Below are 24,100 nucleotides of genomic sequence, written 5' to 3' on the forward strand. Positions count from 1 at the left end.
AAAAAGAAAGGGCGTTTTTCTACAAAACGCCCTGTTGTTTCGTTTGATTTTTGCACGCAGTTGCACAGCGCTAACCGTTTGCCTGCGCCGCTTTCAGCTCTTCGTATTTCTGCTTCACCGCCGCGCAGAACTCATCCCAGCGGCCGTCGTTAATGAGCTTTGCCGGACAGACCTTACCGGAAAAATCCTGATGCTTTTTCAGCGCCTTATCCGGATTCAGATCGTATTCGAGCAGCAAGCGCGCGCACAGTTTTTCCGTGTTGATGAGCGTCTGCTCATAGTTGCCGTCCTCGTTGACGCACATCTCAATGCCCACGCCGTTCATATTGCCGCCGTTTTTTTCCATCTGATCGCCCGCGTGATAGGCGGTTTCGTTATCCGGCAGATGGTGGTAAATCTCGTGATCGTCCACCGTGTAGTGCCATGAAACGATGCCGGTCTCGGCATTGGCGTTCTGATGGATGAAGGAATTGTGCGCCGCGGCGTCCGCGCCGGCGGAAAAGTTATCCGTCTCGTGGATAACCAGATATTTGATCTCCCGGATCTCGCCCGGACGGGCGCGGCTGCCCTCCGGAATGTAATCGGTATAGACCGGGATATCCTCTATATAAGACAGGCCCGCGTCCGCCTGCGGCGGCCGGCTGATGACGCTGTGCGTGAACATGCCCGCCAGAAACGAGACGACCACCAGCGCGGCCAACAGCAAAACGCGGCCGTTTGTCTTGCGTTTTCCCTTTCGCTTGGTGCGAAACCCTGTTACTTTCACGATGTAAGAACTCCCCAACATGTACTGTGTATGCTTTATTGTACTACGATTCGCCCTTATTTTCAAAGGTTCGACTGTAAACTTTTTGTGTACCCGCAAAACACCGGCCTGCGGTGCGTAAAAACTGTAAGAAATCCTTGCAATCCGGCGTTTTGTACGATATAATAATATTCACTCGGAGAGGCAAAGCCTTTCAGCAGAATTCTTTGACCGCCCTTCCCCCGGAAGGCGCCAAGGCCATACGGACAGCCGGGTCAAATGCCGCACTTGGCAACTTTGTTGCCTTATTGAATTTTATAAGTTGGCTGACTAAAAGCCGTGTGCCGCGGGGCACATCACACTTGTGAAACAATCAATAAGAGTAGTAAAAGTAGATTCTTGCTATATAGACTCTTTCCTCTTCCAGATACAGACTGTCCGGCCCCGACCGGACCAAGAGAGAGATTGCCTTCCTCAAGTGAAAGTACGTCCCGCCGATCGCGGGGCTTTTCTTTTGCTTGAGGACTTTTTTATTTATTGTGAGGATATGGATATGCAGAACAAACTCAAACTCTATGGGTTCAACAACCTGACCAAGGCGCTTTCCTTCAACATTTATGATGTCTGTTATGCAAAAACCGAGCGCGAACAGCGCGACTACATCGCCTATATCGACCAGCAGTACAACTCCGAGCGCCTGACCGGCATCCTCGAGCGCGTCACCGAGATGATCGGTGCGCATGTTCTGCACATCTCCAAGCAGGATTACGACCCGCAGGGCGCGTCGGTCACCTTCCTGATCGCCGAGGAGCACATGAAGCCCGCCCTCGAGCCGGACACGATCGTGGCGCATCTGGACAAAAGCCATGTCACCGTGCACACCTATCCTGAGTACCACCCGGACACCTGCCTTGCGACCTTCCGCGTCGATATCGACGTGGCGACCTGCGGCGAGATCACGCCGCTGTCCACGCTCGACTATCTGATCGGCTCGTTTGACTCGGATATCATCACCATGGACTACCGCGTGCGCGGCTTTACGCGCGACATCGAGGGCAAAAAGCTGTTCATGGACCACCACATCACCTCGATTCAGGACTTTATTGACCCCGCAACGCTCGACCGCTATGACGCCTACGACGTCAACGTCTATCAGTCCAACCTGTTCCACACGCGCATGCTGCTCAAGGAAGTCGATTTGCAGAACTATCTGTTCAACACCGACATCTATGAGCTGCCGCCCAAGACGCGCCTGAAGATCCACTCCGACCTGCGGCGCGAAATGATCGAGATTTTCTCGGGCAAAAACGTCTACTAAAGTATAGGGGACTTCAGCCCGTAGGCCCCTATCATTTTTCCCGCGCCGCGCGCGAATGAAATGAGGACAAGTCCCCTATATACGAAAGCCGGTTCCGAAGAAACCGTCTTTCGATACCCGAACGACGCGGCCCAAGGCCGCTGGGTCGGGGTATCAAAAGCACGAGCAAAGCCCGCGCTTTTGATGGAAATTCCGTGATACGTAATTTCCTGTAAAATGCGCGCTTCGCGCGTAATATTCCCGCCGAAAGAAGGCATCCCTATGGATCAATCCCGCGCGCCCATCAAGGAGGCGCTCGAACACTTTAAAGATATGCGCATCGTGCCGTTTGATGTCCCCGGGCACAAGCGCGGCCGCGGCAACCCCGAGCTGACCAAGTTCCTCGGCGAGCAGTGCATGACCGTGGACGTCAACTCCATGAAGCCGCTCGACAACCTGTGCCACCCGGTCAGCGTCATCCGCGAGGCGGAAGAGCTGGCCGCCGAGGCCTTCGGCGCGGCGCACGCCTTTCTGATGGTCGGCGGCACGACCTCGTCCGTGCAGTCGATGGTCTTAAGCGTCGTCACCCGCGGGGACGAGATCATCCTGCCCCGCAACGTGCACCGCAGCGTCATCAACGCGCTCGTGCTGACCGGCGCCATCCCGATCTACGTCAACCCGCAGATGAACGATCGCCTGGGCATTTCGCTGGGCATGTCGGTCGCAGACGTCAAGGCCGCGATCGAAAAGCACCCGTCCGCCAAGGCCGTGCTGGTCAACAACCCGACCTATTACGGCATCTGCTCGGATATCAAGGAGATCGTGCGGCTCGCGCACGAAAAGGGCATGAAGGTGCTGGCCGATGAGGCGCACGGCACGCACTTCTACTTCGGCGAAAACATGCCGGTGTCCGCGATGGCCGCGGGCGCGGACATGGCGTCGGTTTCCATGCACAAATCGGGCGGCAGCCTGACGCAGTCCAGCTTTCTGCTGTGCGGCCCGTCCATGAACGCGGAATACGTCCGCCAGATCATCAACCTGACGCAGACCACCTCGGGCTCGTACCTTTTGATGGTCAGCCTGGACATTTCGCGCAAAAACCTCGCGCTTTACGGCAAGGAGATCTTCCGCAAGGTCACGAACCTGACCGAATACGCCCGCGGCGAGATCAACCAGATCGGCGACTACTACGCCTACGGCCGCGAGCTCATCAACGGCGACACGGTGTACGACTTTGACGTGACCAAGCTCGCCGTCAACACGCTGGACGTCGGCCTTGCCGGCATCGAGGTCTACGACGTGCTGCGCGACTTTTACGACATCCAGACCGAGTTCGGCGACCTGGGCAACCTGCTCGCCTATGTCTCGGTCGGCGACCGCGAGCGCGACCTCGAACGGCTGGTCGCGGCGCTGGCCGACATCCGCCGCCGCTACAAACGGGACAAGGCAACCCTGATGCGGCAGGAGTACATCTCCCCGCAGGTGGTCGCTGCCCCGCAGGAGGCGTTTTATGCCGACAAGCAGACCGTGCCGCTGAACGACGCCTCCGGCCGCATCTGCGCCGAGTTCGTCATGTGCTATCCGCCCGGCATTCCGATCCTCGCCCCGGGCGAGCGCATCACCCGCGAAATTCTGGACTATATCCGCTATGCAAAAGAGAAAAACTGTATGCTGCTCGGCACCGAAGATCCGGATGTGAACAACCTACAGGTGATTCGGGGCGTTATCAGCCCCTGCGACTGACGCAAGGAGTCTTGATTCATGCGATTAACCTTTACCGAAATGCACACGCCGACCGTCGGCCTGCAAATTCAGGTCGATCGGCAGCTTTACACCGAACAGAGCGAATTCCAGCGCATCGACGTGTTCGAATGTGAGGAATTCGGCCGGTTCCTGACGCTCGACGGCTATATGATGCTGACCGAGCGCGACGAATTCATCTACCATGAAATGATGGTGCACGTCCCGCTCGCCGTGCTGGGCGACGAGATCAAAAAAGTGCTCGTCATCGGCGGCGGCGACGGCGGCTGCGTGCGCGAGCTGTGCCGCTATCCGCACATCGAGCACATCGACCTGGTCGAGATCGACGAGCGCGTGGTTGCGGTGTGCAAGGAATTTCTGCCGACCGTGGCCTGCTCGCTGGACGACCCGCGCGTGCACATCCTCTATCAGGACGGGCTGAAATACGTCCGCCGCATCGAGGACGAGTACGACCTGATCATCATCGACTCGACCGACCCGTTCGGCCCGGGCGAAGGCCTGTTCACGATGGAGTTCTACGGCAACTGCTACAAGGCGCTCAAAGAACACGGCGTGCTGGTCAACCAGCACGAAAGCCCGTTCTACAAGGGCGACGCGCTCGCCTGCCAGCGCGCGCACCGCAACATCGTCCATTCGTTCGAGCTGTCCCGCCTGTTCCAGGCGCACATCCCGACCTATCCGTCCGGCCACTGGCTGTTCGGCTTCTCGTCGCGCGGCGTGCACCCGGTGCACGACCTCGACGCGGATGCATGGAATGCCCGCGGCATTGAAACCAAGTATTACAACACCAACCTGCACAAAGGCGCGTTTTATCTGCCGAATTACGTTCAAAAACTTTTGGAGAAAGTAGAGGAGTAACTTATGGGAAAAGCACTCATCATCGGCTGCGGCGGCGTAGCCTCGGTCGTCATTCACAAGTGCTGCCAGAACAGCAGCGTATTTGAGGAAATCATGATCGCCTCGCGCACGAAGAGCAAGTGCGACGCGATCAAGGACAAGCTCGAGGGCACGACGCCCACCAAGATCCGCACCGCGAAAGTCGATGCGGACAACGTCGACGAGCTGGTCGCGCTCATCGACGAGTACAAGCCCGACATCGTCATGAACATCGCCCTGCCCTATCAGGATCTGACCATTATGGACGCGTGTCTCAAGTGCGGCGTCAACTATATGGACACGGCAAACTACGAGCCGGAGGACACGGACGACCCGGAGTGGCGCGCCATCTACGAAAAGCGCTGCAAGGAAGAGGGCTTCACCGCCTACTTTGACTACTCTTGGCAGTGGGCATACAAGGAGAAGTTCGAAAAGGCCGGTCTGACCGCGCTTCTCGGTTCCGGCTTTGACCCGGGCGTCACGCAGGCTTACTGCGCCTATGCCCAGAAGCACCTGTTCGATGAGATCGACACCATCGACATCCTCGACTGCAACGGCGGCGACCACGGCTATCCGTTTGCCACCAACTTCAACCCCGAGATCAACCTGCGCGAGGTTTCCGCGCCCGGTTCGTACTGGGAGAACGGCCACTGGGTCGAGATCCCGGCGATGTCCATCAAGCGCGAGTACGACTTCGATCAGGTCGGCCACAAGGACATGTACCTGCTGCACCACGAGGAGATCGAGTCGCTGGCGAAGAACATCCCGAATGTCAAGCGCATCCGCTTCTTTATGACCTTCGGCCAGTCGTACCTCACCCACATGAAGTGTCTGGAAAACGTCGGCATGCTGTCCACCACCCCGATCGAGTTTGAGGGCCACCAGATCGTGCCTATCCAGTTCCTCAAGGCGCTGCTGCCCGACCCGGCCACCCTCGGCCCGCGCACCAAGGGCAAGACCAACATCGGCTGCATCTTCACCGGCAAGAAGGACGGCAAGGAAAAGACCGCCTATATCTACAACGTTTGCGACCACGAGGAATGCTATCGCGAGGTCGGCTCGCAGGCCATTTCGTACACCACGGGCGTGCCCGCGATGATCGGCGCCGCGATGCTGATGACCGGCAAGTGGAACAAGCCCGGCGTGTACACGGTCGAGGAGTTCGATCCCGATCCGTACATGGAAGCCCTCAACAAGTGGGGTCTGCCGTGGCAGATCAACGAAAACCCGGTGCTGGTGGACTGATATGAGATTTACCGAACTGCCCACGCCCTGCTTCCTCGTGGACGAAAACCGTCTGGTGCAGAATCTGGCCGTCCTGCGGGACGTGGCCGAGCGCACGGGCGCAAAAATCCTGCTGGCGCAGAAGGCGTTTTCCATGTTTTCGGTCTATCCGCTGCTGCGCGAATATCTGGCCGGCACGACCGCGTCCGGCCTGTATGAGGCGCGCCTCGGAAAAGAGGAATTCGGCGGCGAGACCCATGTTTACTCCCCGGCCTATGCCGAGGGCGAATTTCAGGAGATCCTGCACTACGCCGACCACATCGTGTTCAACTCGTTTACCCAGTGGAAGGCATACGGCAACCTTGCGCGCGCGGCCGGCAAAAGCTGCGGCCTGCGCGTCAACCCGGAGTGCTCGACCCAGCCCGCCGAGCACGCGATTTATGACCCCTGCGCGCCGAGCTCGCGTCTGGGCATCACGCTGGAAAACTTCCAGCCCGAGCTGCTCGACGGCATCGACGGCCTGCACTTCCACACCCTGTGCGAGCAGAACGCAGACGACCTCGTCCGCACGGTCGCGGCGTTTGAAGAGCGCTTCGGCGAATACATGGAAGGCATGAAGTGGCTCAACCTGGGCGGCGGCCATCACATCACGCGCGACGATTACGACGTCGAAACGCTGGTGAACTGCATCAACTACCTGCGCGAAAAGTACAACGTGCAGATCTACCTCGAGCCGGGCGAAGCGGTCGTGCTCAACGCGGGCTATCTGATCTCCACCGTGCTCGAAGTGATGAAAAACGGCAAGGAAATCGCCATTCTGGACACCTCGGCGGCCTGCCACATGCCGGACGTGATCGAGATGCCCTACCGTCCGCCCGTGTTCCGCGCGGGTGAGCCGGGCAAAAAGGCATTCACCTACCTGCTGACCGGCCGCTCGTGCCTCGCGGGCGACGTGATCGGCGAATACTCGTTCGATAACACGCTGCGTCCGGGCGATCAGGTCGTATTTGAGGACATGGCACTGTACACCATGGTCAAAACCAACACCTTCAACGGCGTGCCGCTGCCACTCATCGCGGTGCGCCGCGCGGACGGCACGGACGAAGTCATCCGCATGTTTGTCTACGAGGATTTCAAAAACCGCCTGTCCTAACGCAAAAAAATATCCCGCAGGGAGCTTCCCTGCGGGATTTTCTTTTTTATTCTGCCTTGGGAAAACGCAGCGTGATCTCGGTGCCTTTGCCGAGCGCACTGCGCAGGTCGATCTGCGCATGGTGCAGCACTGCGCCATGCTTGACGATCGACAGGCCCAGTCCCGTGCCGCCGGTCTGCTTGCTGTGGCTCTTGTCCACGCGGTAAAACCGCTCGAACACGCGCTGCTGGTCGGCCGGCGCGATGCCGATGCCGGTGTCCGACACACGCACAAACGGCGCGCCGTCCTCCACGCCGGTCGTCATCGTCACCGAGCCCTGCGGCTTGTTGTATGCGATCGCGTTGTCCGCGAGGTTGAAGATCATCTGCTCAAGCGTGCGCCGCTGGCCGGACACCGTCACCGGCGAACCCTTGACATGCAGTGTGATGCGGTTTTCGGACGCCTTGTGCGTCAGCCGGTCGCGCACGCTGCCGCATAGGGCGGACAGCTCCACCGGTTCAAAGGGCACGGGCGCGCCCTCATCCAGCCGGGACAAGCGGATGATATCCTCGATCAGCGTCAAAAGGCGCATGGCCTCGCTGCGGATCTTGCCGGCAAAGCGGCCGATGTCCTCCGGCCGGACGATGCCGTTTTCCATGATCTCCGCAAAACCCATGATGCTGGTCAGCGGGGTTTTGAGCTCGTGCGACACGTTCGCGGTAAACTCCTGCCGCTGGCGCTCGGCCTGATCGCGCTCGGTGATGTCCACCACGAACAGCACCGCCGCGTGGTTCTGGCCTTCGCCCGCGACCGAGCTGGCCGTGAGCGAATACACACGGCCGTCTTTTTCCATCCGGCCGTGCTCGCTTTCGCCGCCCAGCGCCTTTTCCACCACGCGGATGTACTCCGCGTCGCGGCACAGCGTCAGATAGCCGCCGGTCGCGCTGTCCTCGGGGAACAGCGCCCGCACCGCGCGGTTGGCGAACAGGATATCGCCCTGCGCGGAGAACAGTACCAGTCCTTCGTCCATGCGGGCGGTGATGTCGTCAAACTCCGCCTGCCGCCGCTTGAGTTCGTTCATCTGCGACTCGATCTTGTGGTTCTGCTTATCCATGCGGTGCAGCAGCGGCGAAAGTTCGTCATACGCCTCGTTTTTGAGCGGCTCATGCAGGTCGAGCGACACGATCGGCGCGAGGAACACATGGGTCAGCCAGCTGGCCAGCAGCGCCGCCACCAGCAGCGCCAGCAGCACGACCAGCACGATCCACGGGGACGCGGAAGAGAGCGCGCCGAACGCGCTGTCCGCCGTGGAGGAAACCCGCAGCACCGTGCCGTCCACCAGCCGGATCGCATAATAATACGTCTGCTCGGACAGCGTATCCGACAGACGGCTGGATTCGCCCACGCCTTTGTCCATCGCCGCGGCGATTTCGGGACGCGCGGCATGGTTTTCCATATCCGCCGCGTCGCTCTTGTTGTCATAGAGCACCGTGCCGTCCGTATCCACCCATGTAATGCGGTCAGCGTATACGCTGCCGATGCGGCCGAGCGCCTGCTCGCCTTCCGCGCTCATCGCCGAGGCGATGTGGTTGCACTCGTCGCTCAGCCGGTCGCGCAGGTCGCTGGACAGGCCGGAATGCACGGCCACCAGCATGAGCGACACGGTGACCACCAGAATCACGAGCGCGGTGAGAAAGATACTGCTGAAAACGCGTTTTCTCATGTGTGCTCTCCCATGCGGTAGCCCACGCCGCGCACGGTTTCGATCATGGAACCGGCCGTGCCCAGCTTCTGCCGCAGGGTGCGGATGTGCACATCCACCGTTCTGGTTTCACTCTCGTTGCCATAACCCCAGATATTCTCCAGCAGCACGTCGCGCGTGAGCACCGCGCCGCGGTTTTTCATCAGCAGGCACAGCAGCTGGTACTCCTTGAGCGTCAGCTGCACCTCCCGCTCGCCGACGAACACGCTGTGCGCGCGCTCGTCCACGCAGATCGTCCCCGCGACCAGCAGACGGGCCTGTTCCCCGCTGTCCGCTTCGGTGTGCGTGCGGCGCAGCACCGCGCGAATGCGCGCGACCAGCTCCATCATGCCGAAGGGCTTGGCGACATAGTCGTCCGCGCCGCTGTCCAGCCCAACCACTTTGTCATATTCGGTGTTTTTCGCCGTCAGCAGGATGACCGGGATATCCGCCGTTTCCTGCGTTTCGCGCAGGCGGCGCAGGATGCTGATGCCGTCCTCGCCCGGCAGCATGATATCCAGCAGGATCAGCTGCGGTTTTTTCTCGCGCAGCGCCGCATACAGCGCCTCGCCGTCCTCGAGTCCGCGGGCCTCCATGCCCGTGTTTTGCAGCGTATAGACGACCAGTTCCCGAATCCCTGCATCGTCCTCCACGCAATAGATCATTGCGTTTCCTCCTCAAAGCTGCCCCAGGCAGCCATTTCCAAACCTTTTATATCTCCTCAGTTGGCCGGCGCTTTGTGCGTGCCGGTGATGGAAAACTCCACCCACTCGGCGATGTTGGTCGCATGGTCGCCAATGCGTTCCAGATACTTGGCGATCATCAGGATGTCGAGCACGCGCTCGCCGTCGTCCGGATTGTGTGCCACTTCGGTGATCAGATCCTTTTTGCACTCGGCAAACAGGTCATCGACCACGTCGTCATACTCGATGACGCTCCACGCGAGCGACAGGTCGCGGCGCACGAACGCATCCAGGCTGTCGGTGACCATCTTGATGGTCGCCTGCGCCATCTGCTCAATGTGTGCGTTATGGCCGCATGCGCCGGACAGATAGGTCACAATCTCCGCGATGTCGCTCGCCTGATCGCCGATGCGCTCGATATCCGTGATCATCTTGAGAACCGACGAGATCAGGCGCAGGTCGCTTGCCACCGGCTGCTGCTGCAGCAGGAGCTTTAAGCACATGGACTCGATCTCGCGCTCCTTGCGGTCGATCTCCTGATCGATGCGGATGGCGGACGCGGCCAGCTTGGTGTCGCCGCCAAGCAGCGCCTTGACCGAGCTTGCGATCGCGTTCTCGCACAGCGCGCCCATCGCAATCAGCTCGTTGTTCAGCTCGAGCAGCTGGGAATCGAAACGGTTTCTCATCAGCCAAACCTCCCCGTAATGTAATCCTCGGTGCGCTTGTCCTTGGGCATGGAGAACAGCTTTTCGGTTTCTCCGACCTCAATCATATCGCCAAGCAGGAAAAACGCGGTCGTATCGGATACGCGGGTGGCCTGCTGCATGTTGTGCGTGACCATAACGATAGTATAATCTTTTTTCAGCTCGAGCACAAGGTCTTCGATCTTCGCGGTGGAGATCGGGTCGAGCGCAGAGGTCGGCTCGTCCATCAGCAGCACTTCCGGATTGGCCGCAAGCGCGCGGGCGATGCAGATACGCTGCTGCTGGCCGCCGGACATGGACAGCGCGGACTTTTTCAGGCAGTCCTTGGTCTCGTCCCAGATCGCGGCATGGCGCAGCGAGGTCTCGACGATCTCGTCGAGCTTGACGCGGCTCTTGATGCCGTGCGTGCGCGGGCCGTAGGCGATGTTATCATAAATAGACATCGGGAACGGGTTGGGCTTCTGGAACACCATGCCCACGCGGCGGCGCAGAATGTTGACGTCGCAGTCGTGGTAGATGTCCTCACCGTCGAGCCGGATGTCGCCCGTGATCTTGCAGCCCTCAACCAGATCGTTCATGCGGTTGAGCGAGCGCAGCAGGGTGGACTTGCCGCAGCCGGAAGGCCCGATGAACGCCGTGATCTCGTTGGCCTTGATGTCCAGATCAATATCATGCAGGGCATGGAAGTCTCCGTAATAGAGGTTCATGTCCCGAATCTCAATTTTATTCTGTTCCATAGCTTCCTCCGATTACTTTTTGGTCAGCTTTTTGGCAATGATGGCCGAAAGCGTGTTCATCAGCAGCACGACGACCAGCAGCACGACCGCGGTCGCATACGCTTCATTCATGTTCAGGCCCTCGCCGGACAGCACATACATGTGGATCGCCAGCGTACGGCCGGACTGGAACAGCCCCGGGATCTGCGCCATCGTGCCGGCGGTGAAGATCAGCGCCGCGGTCTCGCCCACGATACGGCCGATCGCTAGAATGATACCGGACAGGATGCCCGGCATCGCGCTGGGCAGCACAATGCGGAACACCGTACGCAGACGGCCCGCGCCCAGGCCGAACGAGCCTTCGCGGTAGGTATCGGGCACCGAGATGAGCGCCTCTTCCGCCGTGCGCATGATGAGCGGCAGGATCATGATCGCCAGCGTCATCGCGCCGGCCAGCAGCGAGTAGCCCCAGTGCAGCTGGGTGACAAAGAACAGCATGCCGAACAGGCCGTAAACGATCGACGGAATGCCGGAAAGCGTCTCGGTGGTGATGCGGATGACATTCACCAGCTTGTTGCCGCGGGATGCGTACTCATTCAGGTACACCGCGGTGAACAGGCCGAGCGGCACCGCCAGCAGCAGTGACAGCAGCGTCATCTCCACGGTCGTGATGATGGCCGGCATCATGGACACGTTGTCCGAATTGTAAGTCCACTCAAACAGCGACGGCTTGAGATGCGGCACGCCGTTGATGAGGATGTACGCGATCAGGAACAGCAACACGGCAAATGTGATGATCGCCGCGCCGTAAACCAGGCCCTTTTGCAGGCGGGCCTTGCCGCGGCCATAGACGCGCGGCTGCTTTTCCGACGCCCGGACCGCCGTTTTCTTGGCGGCAGAAGTCGCTTCGGTTGTCATGCGTCCTTCCTCCTTTTGAGCACCGAGAAGGTCAGATTGATCAGCAGAATGAACACGAACAAAACCACACCCGTGGCGATCAGCGCCTCGCGGTGCAGGCCGGTCGCGTAGCCCATTTCAATGACGATGTTTGCCGTCATCGTGCGGATGCCCTTGAGCAGACTGCCCGTCAGACGCGGCTGGTTGCCCGCAACCATGATGACCGCCATGGTCTCGCCGATCGCGCGGCCGATGCCCAGCACGATGCCGGCGAGCACGCCGGATTTGGCCGCCGGCAGCATGACCGAGAAGATCGCGCGCTCGTGGGTTGCGCCCATGGCGACCGCACCTTCATAGTAGGCGTTCGGCACCGCGCGCAGCGCGGCTTCGGACACGCCGATGATGGTCGGCAGGATCATGATGCCCAGCAGGATGGAAGCGGACAGGATGGTCGAACCGGAAGAGATCTTCGAGCCGAAGAACTTGGCCACATCGAGCACCACCGGCGCGATGACCACCATGCCGAAAAAGCCGTATACGATCGACGGGATGCCGGCCAGCAGCTCGGTGCAGGGCTTGAGCACGCCGTAGATGCGCTTCGGGCAATAGAATGCCATAAAGATCGCGGTCAGCAGGCCGATCGGCACGCCGATGACAATGGCGCCGGCCGTGATGTAAATGCTGCCGACGATCATCGGCAGGATGCCGTAGATATCATTGCCCGGCTTCCAGGTCGTGCCGGTCAGAAAGTCCAGCACGCCGATCTCGCGGATGGCGGGGATGCCGTTGGCAAACAGGAAAACGCAGATCAGAGCTACCGCAAGAATGGACGCAAGCGCGCAGACAAAAAACACGCCGTGCATCACAATTTCGAGCAGGTTTTTCATGTCGCTCTTCTGCCTGGTTGCGGATTCGTTCATGTTTTCACCCCATAGACAGTGGGAAAGGGCGAAACGGATTTCGCCCTGCTTTCCCTTGTTCGGTTATTTGTTACGCAGCGACGTCGGCCCAGTCGGTGGTCTCACCGGTGTAGATGCTCTTGATCTGGTCCATCGTCAGGTTGGTGATCGTGTTGGCCGGGTTGACAACAACCGCGATGCCGTCCAGTGCGATCGAGGTGGGCGTCAGTTCCGCCTTCTCCTCGTCCTTGAGCTCACGGGAAGCCATGCCGATGGCGAAGGTGCCGTCCATTGCGCCGGTCATACCGGAAGTGGAGTCCGAAGTCTGCAGGTCGATCTGCGCATTCGGGTTAACTGCCTTGTAAGCTTCGATCAGCTTTTCCATGACCGGGGATACCGAAGAGGAACCGCCTACCGCGATCTGGCCGGAAGAACCGTCCGAAGTGAACGCAGCAGCTTCGTCGTTTACCTTGATGTAGCCTTCTTCTTCCACGATCGCCTGACCGTCAGCGCTCAGGATGAAGTTGATGAAGTCCTTGGCAACGCCGGTCGGCTCGCCCTTGGTGGCAATGTTAAACGGACGGGACAGCGTGTAGTCACCGCTCTTGACATTCTCGACGGTCGCGTCTACGCCGTCAACCTGAACCGCCTTGACGGTGTCGTTCAGGGAGCCGAGCGAAACATAGCCGATTGCGCTCTCGTTGCCGGCAACGCTGGTCAGAACCACATCGGTCTTGTTTGCGATTTCCGCTTCTGCGGTGGTGTTGTCGCCGTTGTCATCTTCTACGCCGGTCAGTTCAACGAACGCGCTGCGCGTGCCCGAACCGTCCTCACGGGAGATGACGGTGATCGCGCCGGAAGTACCGGAGGACGCGCTGTCGTCCGTGCTGGAATCACTGGTGGTTGCATCGTTGCTGCCGCAGCCAGCCAGGGCGCCGCACAGCATCAGGCCTGCCAGAAGCAGGGATACACTCTTTTTCATGGTTTAGATTTCTCCTTTTCATTCAGATCTTGTTTTCGTTACAAGCATTATCTTACGGATTCAATGTAAAATCCAAAAGCCCGTGTTTGTAAAATCCATGTAAAGCGAAAAACCTTGTGTAAAGTGTGCAAAAAAGGACGGCAAAACCGATGTTTTGTCGTCCTTTTTGATAGATTATTCCATTTTTATTGCATGTGGATTGTAAAGCCGGTCAGGGCTTGCCGCCCGGCGCCGCTTTCTTTTTCCGGAAATAACCCAGATACATCACCGCCGCCGCCATGCTCCAGAAGTAGGCCATCATGTACGGCACCTCGAAGATATTTTCGAAATAGCAGTGCACCAGCACGCCGCACATGCCCGCAAACATGGAAACCGCAAGCACGCGGGTGCGGTCGGTCTGGTTGTAGTTCGTGCGGCCGATCGCGCGCAGGCACCAGATCACCATGCCGATCAGCAGAATGATGAAGAAGATCAGACCGATATAGCCCATTTCCACCAGCGTTTTCAGATAGTAGTTATCCATATAGAAATACTGGAAGGTGTCGGTCTCCTCGATGATCTTGTTCTGCATGGCGACCGCGCCGCCGAAGCGGCCCAAACCGAAGCCCAGCCACGGGTTGGACTCATGCAGCAGATTGAGGCCGGTTTCCCAGCGCACCATACGGCCCGCCCGCTGGCTGGCCTCCATATAGTCCGCGGTGAACATATAGGTGATACGGCTCGCGATCGACGGGATCGCCAGCAGCGCGCCTGCGCCGGCCACGCCCATCAGCGCGATCAGACGGCGGTCGAGGAAGATCGCGAACACGATCACCGCCACCACCAGACCGCCCCAGGCGCCCTTGGAGAAGGTGAAGATGCAGCACAGGCACATCATGCCGGTCACGCAGATGGCCAGCACCTTGACCCACATCTTTTTGCAGTAATACGCAAGGCCCGCCGCCATGGGCGCGAACAGCACGAGCAGGCTGCCCATGATGTTCGGGCTGCCGGTCAGCGAATACACGCGCGTGCGCACGCTCTCCTCGGTCTGGGAGACCCAGCCCGCCGGGATGGGCGCGGCGACGATATACTGATAGATGCCGTGCAGCGCGATCGGGATCGCCATGGCAAGCAGTGCGCCATAAAAGATGGCGAAGTCGTGATCATCCTCGATCAGACGCGTGACGAGGAAGAACCAGAACAGGTACTGCACGACCGCGCGGTAGCCGTCGAGCGCAATGGACGGATAGGGCGAAACCGCGCACATCAGGAAAAAGCCCACGCCGATGAACAGCAGCAGATAAGCGTCCACCGGTGTTGCGCGCGACTGAAGCGGCGCGCGGCGCATCGCCGTATGCCACAGAATATAGGCAAACGCCGCGAGCATCAGACATTCGTCCCACACCGAGCCGAGAAAGGCGATCGGAATGAAGTTGCGGATGAAATAGTCAAGCGGCAGATACATCGCCAGACACACGAGCAACAGCCCGCGCACGCCGAAAAACCGGAACACCCGACCGACTACACCGCCGCCGAGGAAGGTCGAAACCGGCTTCCAGATCGCAAGACAGATCCGATAGATCAGGCTTTGCGATGCCGCGTCGCCCAAACGCTCGACAAAGCGCCGCAGCGCGGCAAGGATGCGCGCATAGCGGCTATTGGCCGCCGTGCAGATGGGCGTGGCGCAAAAGCCGTCCCACAACCGACGGAAGCGGGAATCCGGATAGGCGTCCGCGACTTTCCGGAAAAATCCCGCGATCGCGCCCTCGTGATACCACTCACGCAGGCGCAGCACTGCCCGCACCAGCAGGCTGTTTTGAAAAATCGCTTTCATAGGCCTTACTCGCCGATCTGTACCGAATCAATGTTGCCGGTCGTCTCAAAATCGTTGGTCTTGACGATGAAGGTGCGGCCCGCGCGCACTTCCTGCGTGCCGATCGAAGGCGCCGCCGTACCCTCGGCCACGGTGGTCTCGATCGTAAAGACCAGGTCGCGCTTGTCCGGATCGCGCGCGGTGACGATCTGGCCGTCCGCCGTGGTTACCTGCTGGTCATACGGCTCGATCTGCATGTCGGTGATCGTAGCGCTGGTATACGAGCTGCCGCTGACGATCTTCTTGCCAACCTGGCTGTTGCGCTCAACCTCTTCCACCAGGAAAGGCGTTGCGCCGCGCACGCGCACGACCACGGTCATCGGGACCTGCTTGGATGTCGCTTCCGCAATCTGCGGGGCAAACAGCTTATAGCCCACGCCCGCAATGACGGCGATCGCCGCCACCAGCACGAGCAGATCGACGATGTTGATCACGCCGAACAGCTTGCCCTTTTCGTTGATGATTTTCATGTTTTTCCTCCGTTGGTAGGTTTGCGGCCGGTTTTCCGCTCAGAAACAGCAGTGCCGCTTTGCGGCTATTATACCACAGAGGGACAGGCGCGGCAAGTTTTATCCCATGATCTCGCGCCACCAATCGACCAATTTGCACCGAAATGTAACCGTTTCGCCATGTTCCGCCGGCGCCGCCGCCTCATCGCAGGTGACTGCAAACGCCGTGCACCACCACGCGCCTTTGGGCTGCTGCGGCGCGAACGCCCCGGTCAGCAGCACGCTGCACGCGGTCGCTGCCGCGATGACCGCCCGTTTGCTCTGTTCTGTCATAAAAAATACCGCCTTCCGTCATCTGGTGACCCCAGTATGCCCGGAAGGCGGCCCAATTATACGGTTTCGGTCAGGAATGTGTCCGCAAAGCGGCGGGAGAGCATTTTGGCCGCGGTTTTGGCGCGCCCCTCATCCGAAAACAGACCATATACGGTCGGCCCGGAGCCGCTCATCAGCGCGCCGTCCGCGCCGTTTTCCACGAGGAAGGACTTGATCTCGCTGATCTGGCGGCGCTTGGAGGCGGTCACCGCTTCCATCACGTTGCACAGGCGCTTGGTCACGCCCGCGTAGTCCGTCTGCTCGAGCGCGCGGATCATGCCCGCCGTGTCCGGCCGGTTTTTCAGCTCGATCGCGTCGATCTCGGTGTACACCTCCTTGGTGGATACCCCAAACGGCGGCTTGCACAGCACCACCCAGCAATGCGGCATGGGCGGCAGGGCGGTCAGCTCCTCGCCGATGCCCTCGGCCAGCATTGTGCCGCCGCGCAGGCAATACGGCACGTCCGCGCCGAGTTTCAGCCCCATTGCGCACAGCTCGTCGTCGGTCAGGCCCGTGGCGTGCAGCGCGCTCAGCGCGCGCAGCACCGCCGCCGCGTCGGTCGAGCCGCCGGCCAGCCCCGCCGCGATCGGGATGCGCTTTTCGATATGGATCTCGCACGTTTCCAGCAGCGTGCCCGTCGTTTCATAGAACAGCTCCGCCGCGCGATAGGCCAGATTGCGCTCGTCCAGCGGCAGATAGGGCAGGTTGCAGCTGAGCAGGATGCCGCGCGGCTTTTTCTCGCCGTGCGTCACGACGACCTTGATCTCGTCGTGCAGCGTGACCGACTGCATCACCATTTTGACCGTATGATAGCCGTCGTCCCGGCGGCCGGTCACATCCAGCGTCAAATTGATCTTCGCGCGCGCCTGCACCGTGGTTTCGGCGTGCGTGATTTCGGTTTTGTTATGAAATAACATGATTTCTCCCTGCTTATTTTGTTAATGGCACCTGTTCCGGCCGGCGGCCGCGGAACACGGTGACGGTCGTAAAGCCCGCGTCCAGCGCATTGGCCGCGCAGTCCCGCACGCCGCGGCCGACCGTGTCCAGCGTGTGCGAATCCGAGCCGATCGAGATGCGCTCGCCGCCCATGCGGCGGTATTCATACAGGATGTTCTGCGGCGGGCCGACCCGTTTCTGCCAGCCGGCCAGACCCGCGGCGTTCAGCTCGAGGGCGTAGCCGTGGTCGATGCACGCGCGCAGCACCTGCTCGACGCGGTCCATATACTGGTCAAAGGACGGCACATAGTCGCCGTGCTTCATCACACGCAGCGGATAGTCGATGTGCGCCAGCACGTCAAACCCGCCGTGCGCCTCCATTTGGAGCACCTGATCGAAGTATTCCTGCAAAAACGCATCGCAGTCCAGATGCTCATAGTCGTGGAAATAGATGTCCAGATCGTTGGGCATCGCGTGCAGCGAACCGATCACCATGTCCAGCTCGTGCCCGCGCACAAAGTCGTCCGCCGCGGGATCGGCATGGATCTGGCCGATCTCGATGCCGACCAGCACCTCGATCCCTTCGGCCGCGTCCTTGGCCGCCCGCGCATCGCGCAGGCAGGCTTCCGCATCCCGGTTTTCCGCCGGGCCGCGGGTGCGGTAAAAATCCAGATGGTCGGTGATGCCGATGATGTCCAGCCCCGCCGCGCGGCAGGCGCGCACCTTGTCTTCCACCGTCTGCGGGTATGCGGCGTCCGCCGAATACCCGGTATGCATATGCAGATCCACTTGCATTTCCTGTTTCCGCCTTTCTAAATATACATGGCCGCCGTCTGCACAAAGCACAGGATGATCGCCACGGTCATGCCGATGTTGCCGAACACCACTTGCATGGACGGCTCGCACGGGCCGTGCGACCAGAACTGCCAGCTTCTGCCGCGCACCAGCAGCACCACGCCCGCAATGGTCAGCACCGGCCAGCTCAGCCAGTACAAAACAGGCAGCACGCCTGTTTCGGGCAGGATGAACACAACAAACGACCCGTAAAAATTAAACAGCATGTGCAGAATCACCGGGGCTTTGAGCGAGCCGGTGTAGAAATACGCATAGGCCAGCAGCAGACCAAGCGCAAACGCATAGAAAAACTGCGACAGATTGGCGTGATACAGCCCGAACAGCAGCGCGGAGACCAGCGCCGCGGGCTTTTGCCCGTACCGCGCGAGCCGCCCGGCCAGCAGGCCGCGGAACAGCAGCTCCTCACACAGCGGGCCGAGCACGCATGCGCCCAGCAGCACGGCTGCCAGCGGCATTTCGTTGAACGCCTCGGTCACCAGATCCACCGTCTCCAGATGTGCCACCCGATAAACCAGATCGTTCAGCCACGAGCCGACCAGCGACCCGATCCACATGAGGCCGATGCCGATGACAAACCAGCGTCCCATCCGGCGCACGGTCATGGGCCGCCGGATCTTATCGGGCACGGGCATGCGGCGGCACAGCCAGTACGACAGCGGCAGCGCGAGCACATAATACCCCACCAGCGCCAGCAGCATATAGGTGGTTTGGTCCGCGTTCAGCCTGCCGGCATAGGAAAGGCCGAGCAGCGCTATCTGCCAGACAAACGCGCACACTATGGTCAGCGTCATCGCCCAGCCCAGGTGCGAACAGTATTTTTTCTCCTGACGGAGGTCGGTTTCCTGCATATGGTTCCCCCTGACGGCAGAAAAACAGGGCAAAGCCTTGTTGCCCCGCCCCGTTTTTCCGATCTCTTTGTTACTTTGCCTTTGCTTCGTTGACCAGACGCTCGGTGTCCTTGGCGATCATCAGTTCCTCGTTGGTGGGGATGACCAGCACGCGCACACGCGCCCAGTCGATGGAGATATCCATCTGCTTGCCACGGTACTTGTTCTTCTCCGGGTCGATCTTGATGCCGAGATATTCCATATGCTCGCATACATCCCAGCGGACCGAGCGGTCGTTCTCGCCGACGCCCGCGGTGAAGATGATGGCGTCCACGCCGCCCATCTCCGCGATGTACGAGCCGATGATCTTCTTGACCGACAGGTTGAACATTTCCTTGGCCAGCGCTGCACGCGCATTGCCGTCGGCAATGGCAGCGTCCAGATCGCGGAAGTCGGACGAAACGCCCGAAATGCCCAGCATACCGGACTTCTTGTTCAGGATGTTGATGACCTCGGCCGCCGAGATATTCTCATGCTCGGACAGGAACTCGATGATGGCCGGGTCCAGGTTGCCGGCGCGGGTGCCCATCGGCAGGCCGTCCAGCGGGGTGAAGCCCATCGAGGTATCGTAGCTCTTGCCGCGGTTGATCGCGCAGATGGAAGAGCCGTTGCCCAGATGGCAGGTGATCAGGCGCAGTTCCTCGAGCGGACGGCCGAGCATTTCGGCAGCCTGCTGGGAAACATACTTATGGCTGGTGCCGTGGAAGCCGTAGCGGCGGATCTTGTACTTCTCATAGTACTCGTACGGGATCGCGTACATATAGTGCGACTGCGGCATGGTCTGATGGAACGCGGTGTCGAACACGGCAACCATCGGAACGTCCGGACCCATAACGTCGCGGCAAGCCTCGATGCCGATCAGGTTGGGCGGATTGTGCAGCGGTGCGAGCGGAACGCAGTCCTCGATCGCCTTGAGCACCTTCTCGGTGATGATGACGCTGTCCGAGAAGAACTCGCCGCCATGTACCACGCGATGGCCGACCGCGTCGATCTCGCTCATCGAGGAGATAACGCCCTTTTCGGGGTCGAGCAGCACGTTGATGACCGACTGGATTGCTTCCTTATGGGTCGGCATCGCAATATCAAACTTAAACTTCTCATCCGACTTGTTGCCGGTGTGGGTGAGCACGCCGTCGATGCCGATGCGCTCGCACAGGCCCTTGGCCATGACCTCGCCGGACTCGGTGTCGAGCAGCTGATACTTGAGCGAAGAGCTGCCGGCATTGATAACCAGAACTTTCATTTGCAAAACTCCCTTGTGCCGTATTTGGCGGCTTGCACAAAGCCGCGGAAGCCGATATAATAATGTTACATTACTATATTACACGATTTATCGCAAATGTACAAGCCAAATTTTAGGCCGTGCCCTTGTTCATTTGCAATTTGAAGGAGCCTGTTTATGACCGTCTGCGGCGTTGTTGCCGAATACAATCCCTTCCACGCGGGACACGCGCACCATCTGGCCGAAACCCGCCGCGCGCTGGGCGCGGACACGGCTATTGTGTGCGCCATGAGCGGCAATTTCGTCCAGCGCGGCGACCTTGCCATTTTGGAAAAGTACCGCCGGGCTGCGGCCGCGGTGCAAAGCGGCGCCGACCTTGTGCTGGAAACGCCGCTGTCCGCCTGCCTGTGGTCGGCGTCCGGCTTTGCATTCGGCGCGGTGCACCTGCTGGACGCGCTCGGATGCGTCACACACCTGTCTTTCGGCGCGGAACACGCCGACCTTGCGCTGCTGCGCCGCGCGGCCGACCTGTCGCGCGCACAGGGCGTGCACGCAGACACGCTCAAGCAGGCTCTCGCGGCCGGTCTGCCCTATGCCGCGGCCGTGCAGCAGGCGGTCGCCTGCACCGACCCGGAGGCCGGCGCGCTGCTTCAAAGCCCGAACAACACGCTTGCGGTCGAATATCTGTGCGCGCTGGACACGCTGCAAAGCGCCATACAGCCGCTTGCCATCCCACGCGCGGGCGGCGCGCATGACAGCGATCTGCCCGCGGACGGCCTGCCCTCCGCCTCCTATCTGCGCAAGCGAATCGCGCAAGGGGAAATCGACGCCTGTCGCCCACTCATGCCGGAAGCGTCGTTTGCCGTGCTCCGGCAGGCCATCGACGACCGGGAAGCCCCGGTCACGCGGCAAACAGTCGATCAAGCGATTCTGGCGCACCTGCGGCGGCTCCGTCCGGACGACCTTGCCCGCTATTGCGGCGGCGACGGGCTGGAAAACCGCCTGTGGGAAGCGATCCGCGACAATACGAATGTTGCGGCCGTTTGTTCCGCCGCGCAGACCCGCCGTTACCCGCTCGCGCGGGTGCGCCGCGCGCTCCTGCGCGCGTGGCTCGACCTGCCGAACACCGTCCCGCCGACGGCGGACTATGTCCGCGTTCTGGCGGTTGGCGCGCGCGGCCGCGACGTCCTGCGGCGCATGAAGGATACCTGCGCGCTGCCGGTCATCGTCAAACCGGTCACCGAGCGCACACTGCCGGACGCATTGCAGCCCGCCCTTGCGCACGATGCGCTCGCGGACGATCTGTACGCCCTCGCCTACCTCGATCCCGCGCTGCGCGTGGGCGGCGGGCGATACCGCAAAACCCCGTTCTGTCTGGAATGACTCATACCAATAGAAAAATGATTTTGGGAGGGGAAAACGATGATGCAATGTCCTTACTGCGGAAAAGAAATGCTCGACGGCAAGCTGCTGGGCGACCACAAGGCGCTGCGATGGCAGCCGCACGACAAAAAAATGCTGTTCGGCCTGTGGGCCTGCGGAGGACTGACCGTCGGCTCCCATACCCCCACGCAGCGCGCCGAAGCGCGTGCGTGGCATTGCTCCTACTGCAAAAAGCTGGTCATTGATCTGGAAAACTGCTGACAACCCAGACGGCAAAGCCGTCATTTACTAGCACAAAAATATTTGACTTTACCCCGAATTTGCCGTACAATAAATTTTAGTACACTAAAGTATCAAGAGGGGTAATACACAACATGATCGGACTTGGCACCATTGTCAACTGCGCCACCATCGCGGCCGGCACGACGCTCGGCGTTTTCCTCAAGGGCGGCCTGCCGCGGCGCTTTGAAACCACCATCATGCAGGCGCTCGGCCTGTGCACATTCTTCATCGGCATCGGCGGCGCGGTCAGCGGCCTGGTGACCGTCGAGGACGGCGCGCTTGCCACCCAGCACACCATGCTGCTCGTGCTCAGTCTGGTGCTGGGCGCGGTGGTCGGCGAGGCGCTCGACATCGAAACGCGGCTCAACGACTTCGGCTCGTGGTGCCAGACCCGTTTTTCCGGCAGCAGCGAGGACGGCAAGTTCGTGCAGGGCTTTGTTGCCGCGTCCCTGCTGTTCTGCGTGGGCGCGATGGCGATCGTCGGCGCGCTCGAGGACGGCCTGAACGGCGACCCGTCCATCCTGATCGCAAAAGCCGTGCTCGACGGCGTTTCGTCCGTGATTTTCGCCGCCTCGCTCGGCAAGGGCGTTTACCTGTCCATCCTGCCGCTGCTTATCTATCAGGGCGGCATCACGCTGCTGGCGCGGTTCATCCGCCCGTGGCTGACCGATGCGCTGATCTCGCAGGTGTCCTGCATCGGCTCGGTGCTGATCTTCGCGATCGGCTTTAACCTAATGTTCGACAAAAAGGTCAAGGTCGGCAACCTGCTGCCCGCCGTGCTCTTCCCGATCATCTTCTTTTTCCTTGCGCGGATCTTCCCCGCGCTGGGCACACTATAAAAATCGCGCCCTTGCGCGCATCAATCCGCAGCTCTGTGAGCGGCATCGCAAAGTCGAGCTTTGCCCGACTTTGTGATACCATCAGTCTCGATGGAAACTGTAGTTTTCATCGAAAAAAAGAGGAGGCTTTTGCCTCCTCTTTTTTTATAGTGTCATGTCGCCGTCCTTGACCCAGCCGATACGGCGCAGCACCATGTTGATCAGCGGGCACAGCACCGCGGGCAGCACAAACGAGATCAGCACCAGCCCGATCCAGTCCTGTGCGGTGACCGCCGCCTTGACGCCGGCCGCCACATCGTCCAGCCAGCCGGTATACACGCCGATCTGGCCGACCAGACCGCAAGTGCCCATGCCGGAGGACACCGGCGGGCCGTTCATCTCCAGCCGGAACAGGCAGGTCGCGATCGGCCCGGTGATGGCCGAAGTGAGGATTGGCGCGATCCAGATGCGCGGATTTTTGACGATATTGCCCATTTGCAGCATGGACGTGCCGATGCCCTGCGACACCAGACCGCCCCAACGGTTTTCGCGGAAGGACATAACCGCAAAGCCGACCATCTGCGCGCAGCAGCCCGCGACCGCCGCGCCGCCGGCCAAACCGGTCAGACCGAGCGCCGCGCAGATCGCCGCCGAGGAAATCGGCAGCGTCAGCGCGATGCCGACCAGCACGGATACCAGAATGCCCATCAGGAAGGGCTGCAAATTGGTCGCCCACATGATGAGCGCGCCCACCTGCATGGCCGCGGCGCCAAGCGCGGGCGCCCACCAGGCCGCCAGCGCCACACCCACGCCGATGGTCACAAGCGGCGTCACGAGGATGTCGATGCGCGTCTCCCCGGCGACCGCCTTGCCGACCTCGGCCGCGATGATCGCCACAAACAGCACCGCGAGCGGTCCGCCCGCGCCACCCAGCGCGTTGGACGCAAAGCCCACGGAAATCAGCGAAAACAGCACGAGCGGCGGACAGTGCAGCGCATATCCGATCGCGACCGCCATCGCCGGGCCGCTCATCGCGGAGGCCAGTCCGCCCACCGTGTACGCCACGTCGTTGACCGTCGCCACCGACATGGTCAAAAACGGGATGCCCAACTGCTTGCCCACCGTGTCAATGATCGTGCCGATCAGCAGCGAACAGAACAGGCCCTGCGCCATTGCGCCGAGCGCGTCAATGCCGTACCGCTTAACCGAAATCACGATATCCTTTCGTTTGAGAAATTCTTTTACCTTGTCCATAAAACCCCTTCTTTGCCGCGTGGCGCGGCCATCTGTCTATTTTGCTGTCAAGACAACTTATGCCCCATTATATCATAAATTTGCCGTCGCGCACAACTTTTTTGTCCGATCCGGCCCTTTCCACCGCACA

General features: G+C 60.4%; 24 protein-coding genes. 8 read left to right on the forward strand and 16 right to left on the reverse strand.

Annotated elements, in window-relative coordinates:
• Positions 1-70: 70 nt before the first annotated feature.
• Positions 71-766, reverse strand: a complete 696-nt coding sequence (locus EJL02_RS05255; RefSeq protein WP_164510299.1) for a peptidoglycan recognition protein family protein — start codon at positions 764-766, stop codon at positions 71-73.
• Positions 767-1,292: 526 nt separating this feature from the next.
• Here EJL02_RS05255 and speD point away from each other — a divergent pair.
• The 5 genes from speD (at position 1,293) to nspC (ending at position 7,056) form a co-directional block, all read left to right on the forward strand.
• Positions 1,293-2,063, forward strand: a complete 771-nt coding sequence (speD, locus tag EJL02_RS05260; protein ID WP_442857999.1) for an adenosylmethionine decarboxylase — start codon at positions 1,293-1,295, stop codon at positions 2,061-2,063.
• A 261-nt stretch (positions 2,064-2,324) separates the two neighbouring features.
• The gene (locus tag EJL02_RS05265) at positions 2,325-3,785 is read left to right on the forward strand and encodes an aminotransferase class I/II-fold pyridoxal phosphate-dependent enzyme (protein WP_125115361.1); all 1,461 of its coding nucleotides are present in this window, start codon (positions 2,325-2,327) and stop codon (positions 3,783-3,785) included.
• Positions 3,786-3,803: 18 nt separating this feature from the next.
• Entirely contained in the window at positions 3,804-4,661 is an 858-nt protein-coding gene (gene speE / locus EJL02_RS05270) for a polyamine aminopropyltransferase (protein WP_125115362.1), read from the forward strand.
• Positions 4,662-4,664: 3 nt separating this feature from the next.
• Positions 4,665-5,924 (forward strand): saccharopine dehydrogenase family protein, encoded by a 1,260-nt coding sequence (locus EJL02_RS05275; RefSeq protein WP_125115363.1) that lies wholly within the window; start codon positions 4,665-4,667, stop codon positions 5,922-5,924.
• A 1-nt stretch (position 5,925) separates the two neighbouring features.
• Positions 5,926-7,056, forward strand: coding sequence for a carboxynorspermidine decarboxylase (nspC, locus tag EJL02_RS05280; protein WP_125115364.1), 1,131 nt, complete (start codon positions 5,926-5,928; stop codon positions 7,054-7,056).
• Between the two features lie 46 nt (positions 7,057-7,102).
• On the opposite strand, the gene EJL02_RS05285 is transcribed toward nspC, so the two are convergent.
• From EJL02_RS05285 to EJL02_RS05350, 14 genes are all read right to left on the reverse strand, one after another.
• Positions 7,103-8,758: a sensor histidine kinase gene (locus tag EJL02_RS05285; RefSeq protein WP_125115365.1), complete on the reverse strand. Its 1,656-nt coding sequence runs from the start codon at positions 8,756-8,758 to the stop codon at positions 7,103-7,105.
• Entirely contained in the window at positions 8,755-9,441 is a 687-nt protein-coding gene (locus EJL02_RS05290) for a response regulator (RefSeq protein ID WP_125115366.1), read from the reverse strand. The genes EJL02_RS05285 and EJL02_RS05290 overlap by 4 nt, the downstream gene beginning before the upstream one ends.
• A gap of 56 nt (positions 9,442-9,497) precedes the next feature.
• Complete coding sequence (gene phoU, locus EJL02_RS05295) at positions 9,498-10,145, reverse strand: phosphate signaling complex protein PhoU (RefSeq protein ID WP_125115367.1); 648 nt, start codon at positions 10,143-10,145, stop codon at positions 9,498-9,500.
• Positions 10,145-10,900 carry a phosphate ABC transporter ATP-binding protein PstB gene (gene pstB / locus EJL02_RS05300; RefSeq protein WP_125115368.1) on the reverse strand — a complete coding sequence of 252 codons (756 nt, stop codon included), beginning with the start codon at positions 10,898-10,900 and terminating at the stop codon, positions 10,145-10,147. The genes phoU and pstB overlap by 1 nt, the downstream gene beginning before the upstream one ends.
• 12 nt (positions 10,901-10,912) lie before the next feature.
• On the reverse strand, positions 10,913-11,797 hold the full coding sequence (pstA, locus tag EJL02_RS05305) for a phosphate ABC transporter permease PstA (protein WP_125115369.1): 885 nt from the start codon (positions 11,795-11,797) through the stop codon (positions 10,913-10,915).
• Positions 11,794-12,663, reverse strand: a complete 870-nt coding sequence (pstC, locus tag EJL02_RS05310) for a phosphate ABC transporter permease subunit PstC (RefSeq protein WP_125115558.1) — start codon at positions 12,661-12,663, stop codon at positions 11,794-11,796. The genes pstA and pstC overlap by 4 nt, the downstream gene beginning before the upstream one ends.
• Before the next feature lie 103 nt (positions 12,664-12,766).
• Positions 12,767-13,657, reverse strand: a complete 891-nt coding sequence (locus EJL02_RS05315; protein ID WP_125115370.1) for a substrate-binding domain-containing protein — start codon at positions 13,655-13,657, stop codon at positions 12,767-12,769.
• Between the two features lie 211 nt (positions 13,658-13,868).
• Positions 13,869-15,473, reverse strand: coding sequence for an O-antigen ligase family protein (locus EJL02_RS05320; protein WP_125115371.1), 1,605 nt, complete (start codon positions 15,471-15,473; stop codon positions 13,869-13,871).
• Between the two features lie 5 nt (positions 15,474-15,478).
• Entirely contained in the window at positions 15,479-15,982 is a 504-nt protein-coding gene (locus EJL02_RS05325) for a DUF4330 domain-containing protein (RefSeq protein WP_125115372.1), read from the reverse strand.
• Between the two features lie 99 nt (positions 15,983-16,081).
• Positions 16,082-16,294 carry a hypothetical protein gene (locus EJL02_RS05330; protein ID WP_125115373.1) on the reverse strand — a complete coding sequence of 71 codons (213 nt, stop codon included), beginning with the start codon at positions 16,292-16,294 and terminating at the stop codon, positions 16,082-16,084.
• A 56-nt stretch (positions 16,295-16,350) separates the two neighbouring features.
• Positions 16,351-17,250 carry a 4-(cytidine 5'-diphospho)-2-C-methyl-D-erythritol kinase gene (ispE, locus tag EJL02_RS05335; protein WP_125115374.1) on the reverse strand — a complete coding sequence of 300 codons (900 nt, stop codon included), beginning with the start codon at positions 17,248-17,250 and terminating at the stop codon, positions 16,351-16,353.
• Positions 17,251-17,263: 13 nt separating this feature from the next.
• Positions 17,264-18,064: a histidinol-phosphatase HisJ family protein gene (locus EJL02_RS05340; RefSeq protein WP_125115375.1), complete on the reverse strand. Its 801-nt coding sequence runs from the start codon at positions 18,062-18,064 to the stop codon at positions 17,264-17,266.
• 17 nt (positions 18,065-18,081) lie between these two features.
• Positions 18,082-18,972, reverse strand: a complete 891-nt coding sequence (locus EJL02_RS05345) for a type II CAAX endopeptidase family protein (protein ID WP_125115376.1) — start codon at positions 18,970-18,972, stop codon at positions 18,082-18,084.
• A 70-nt stretch (positions 18,973-19,042) separates the two neighbouring features.
• Positions 19,043-20,254 (reverse strand): acetate/propionate family kinase, encoded by a 1,212-nt coding sequence (locus EJL02_RS05350; protein ID WP_125115377.1) that lies wholly within the window; start codon positions 20,252-20,254, stop codon positions 19,043-19,045.
• A 156-nt stretch (positions 20,255-20,410) separates the two neighbouring features.
• Here EJL02_RS05350 and EJL02_RS05355 point away from each other — a divergent pair, with 156 nt between their 5' ends.
• The 3 genes from EJL02_RS05355 (at position 20,411) to EJL02_RS05365 (ending at position 22,737) form a co-directional block, all read left to right on the forward strand.
• The gene (locus EJL02_RS05355) at positions 20,411-21,616 is read left to right on the forward strand and encodes a tRNA(Met) cytidine acetate ligase (protein ID WP_125115378.1); all 1,206 of its coding nucleotides are present in this window, start codon (positions 20,411-20,413) and stop codon (positions 21,614-21,616) included.
• A gap of 39 nt (positions 21,617-21,655) precedes the next feature.
• The gene (locus tag EJL02_RS05360; protein ID WP_125115379.1) at positions 21,656-21,877 is read left to right on the forward strand and encodes a PF20097 family protein; all 222 of its coding nucleotides are present in this window, start codon (positions 21,656-21,658) and stop codon (positions 21,875-21,877) included.
• Between the two features lie 113 nt (positions 21,878-21,990).
• The gene (locus EJL02_RS05365) at positions 21,991-22,737 is read left to right on the forward strand and encodes a DUF554 domain-containing protein (RefSeq protein WP_125115380.1); all 747 of its coding nucleotides are present in this window, start codon (positions 21,991-21,993) and stop codon (positions 22,735-22,737) included.
• Between the two features lie 144 nt (positions 22,738-22,881).
• Here EJL02_RS05365 and EJL02_RS05370 read toward each other — a convergent pair whose 3' ends face one another.
• Entirely contained in the window at positions 22,882-23,970 is a 1,089-nt protein-coding gene (locus tag EJL02_RS05370) for a PTS transporter subunit IIC (RefSeq protein ID WP_125115381.1), read from the reverse strand.
• Positions 23,971-24,100: the final 130 nt, after the last annotated feature.

This window comes from Agathobaculum sp. Marseille-P7918, assembly GCF_900625105.1.
Classification (GTDB): domain Bacteria; phylum Bacillota; class Clostridia; order Oscillospirales; family Butyricicoccaceae; genus Agathobaculum.

Coding starts and splice junctions, on each gene's coding strand:
- speD (WP_442857999.1), top strand. CDS start 1,293: ATGGATATGCAGAACAAACTCAAACTCTATGGGTTCAACAACCTGACC.
- EJL02_RS05265 (WP_125115361.1), top strand. CDS start 2,325: ATGGATCAATCCCGCGCGCCCATCAAGGAGGCGCTCGAACACTTTAAA.
- speE (WP_125115362.1), top strand. CDS start 3,804: ATGCGATTAACCTTTACCGAAATGCACACGCCGACCGTCGGCCTGCAA.
- EJL02_RS05275 (WP_125115363.1), top strand. CDS start 4,665: ATGGGAAAAGCACTCATCATCGGCTGCGGCGGCGTAGCCTCGGTCGTC.
- nspC (WP_125115364.1), top strand. CDS start 5,926: ATGAGATTTACCGAACTGCCCACGCCCTGCTTCCTCGTGGACGAAAAC.
- EJL02_RS05285 (WP_125115365.1), bottom strand. CDS start 8,758: ATGAGAAAACGCGTTTTCAGCAGTATCTTTCTCACCGCGCTCGTGATT.
- EJL02_RS05290 (WP_125115366.1), bottom strand. CDS start 9,441: ATGATCTATTGCGTGGAGGACGATGCAGGGATTCGGGAACTGGTCGTC.
- phoU (WP_125115367.1), bottom strand. CDS start 10,145: ATGAGAAACCGTTTCGATTCCCAGCTGCTCGAGCTGAACAACGAGCTG.
- pstB (WP_125115368.1), bottom strand. CDS start 10,900: ATGGAACAGAATAAAATTGAGATTCGGGACATGAACCTCTATTACGGA.
- pstA (WP_125115369.1), bottom strand. CDS start 11,797: ATGACAACCGAAGCGACTTCTGCCGCCAAGAAAACGGCGGTCCGGGCG.
- pstC (WP_125115558.1), bottom strand. CDS start 12,663: ATGAAAAACCTGCTCGAAATTGTGATGCACGGCGTGTTTTTTGTCTGC.
- EJL02_RS05315 (WP_125115370.1), bottom strand. CDS start 13,657: ATGAAAAAGAGTGTATCCCTGCTTCTGGCAGGCCTGATGCTGTGCGGC.
- EJL02_RS05320 (WP_125115371.1), bottom strand. CDS start 15,473: ATGAAAGCGATTTTTCAAAACAGCCTGCTGGTGCGGGCAGTGCTGCGC.
- EJL02_RS05325 (WP_125115372.1), bottom strand. CDS start 15,982: ATGAAAATCATCAACGAAAAGGGCAAGCTGTTCGGCGTGATCAACATC.
- EJL02_RS05330 (WP_125115373.1), bottom strand. CDS start 16,294: ATGACAGAACAGAGCAAACGGGCGGTCATCGCGGCAGCGACCGCGTGC.
- ispE (WP_125115374.1), bottom strand. CDS start 17,250: ATGTTATTTCATAACAAAACCGAAATCACGCACGCCGAAACCACGGTG.
- EJL02_RS05340 (WP_125115375.1), bottom strand. CDS start 18,064: ATGCAAGTGGATCTGCATATGCATACCGGGTATTCGGCGGACGCCGCA.
- EJL02_RS05345 (WP_125115376.1), bottom strand. CDS start 18,972: ATGCAGGAAACCGACCTCCGTCAGGAGAAAAAATACTGTTCGCACCTG.
- EJL02_RS05350 (WP_125115377.1), bottom strand. CDS start 20,254: ATGAAAGTTCTGGTTATCAATGCCGGCAGCTCTTCGCTCAAGTATCAG.
- EJL02_RS05355 (WP_125115378.1), top strand. CDS start 20,411: ATGACCGTCTGCGGCGTTGTTGCCGAATACAATCCCTTCCACGCGGGA.
- EJL02_RS05360 (WP_125115379.1), top strand. CDS start 21,656: ATGATGCAATGTCCTTACTGCGGAAAAGAAATGCTCGACGGCAAGCTG.
- EJL02_RS05365 (WP_125115380.1), top strand. CDS start 21,991: ATGATCGGACTTGGCACCATTGTCAACTGCGCCACCATCGCGGCCGGC.
- EJL02_RS05370 (WP_125115381.1), bottom strand. CDS start 23,970: ATGGACAAGGTAAAAGAATTTCTCAAACGAAAGGATATCGTGATTTCG.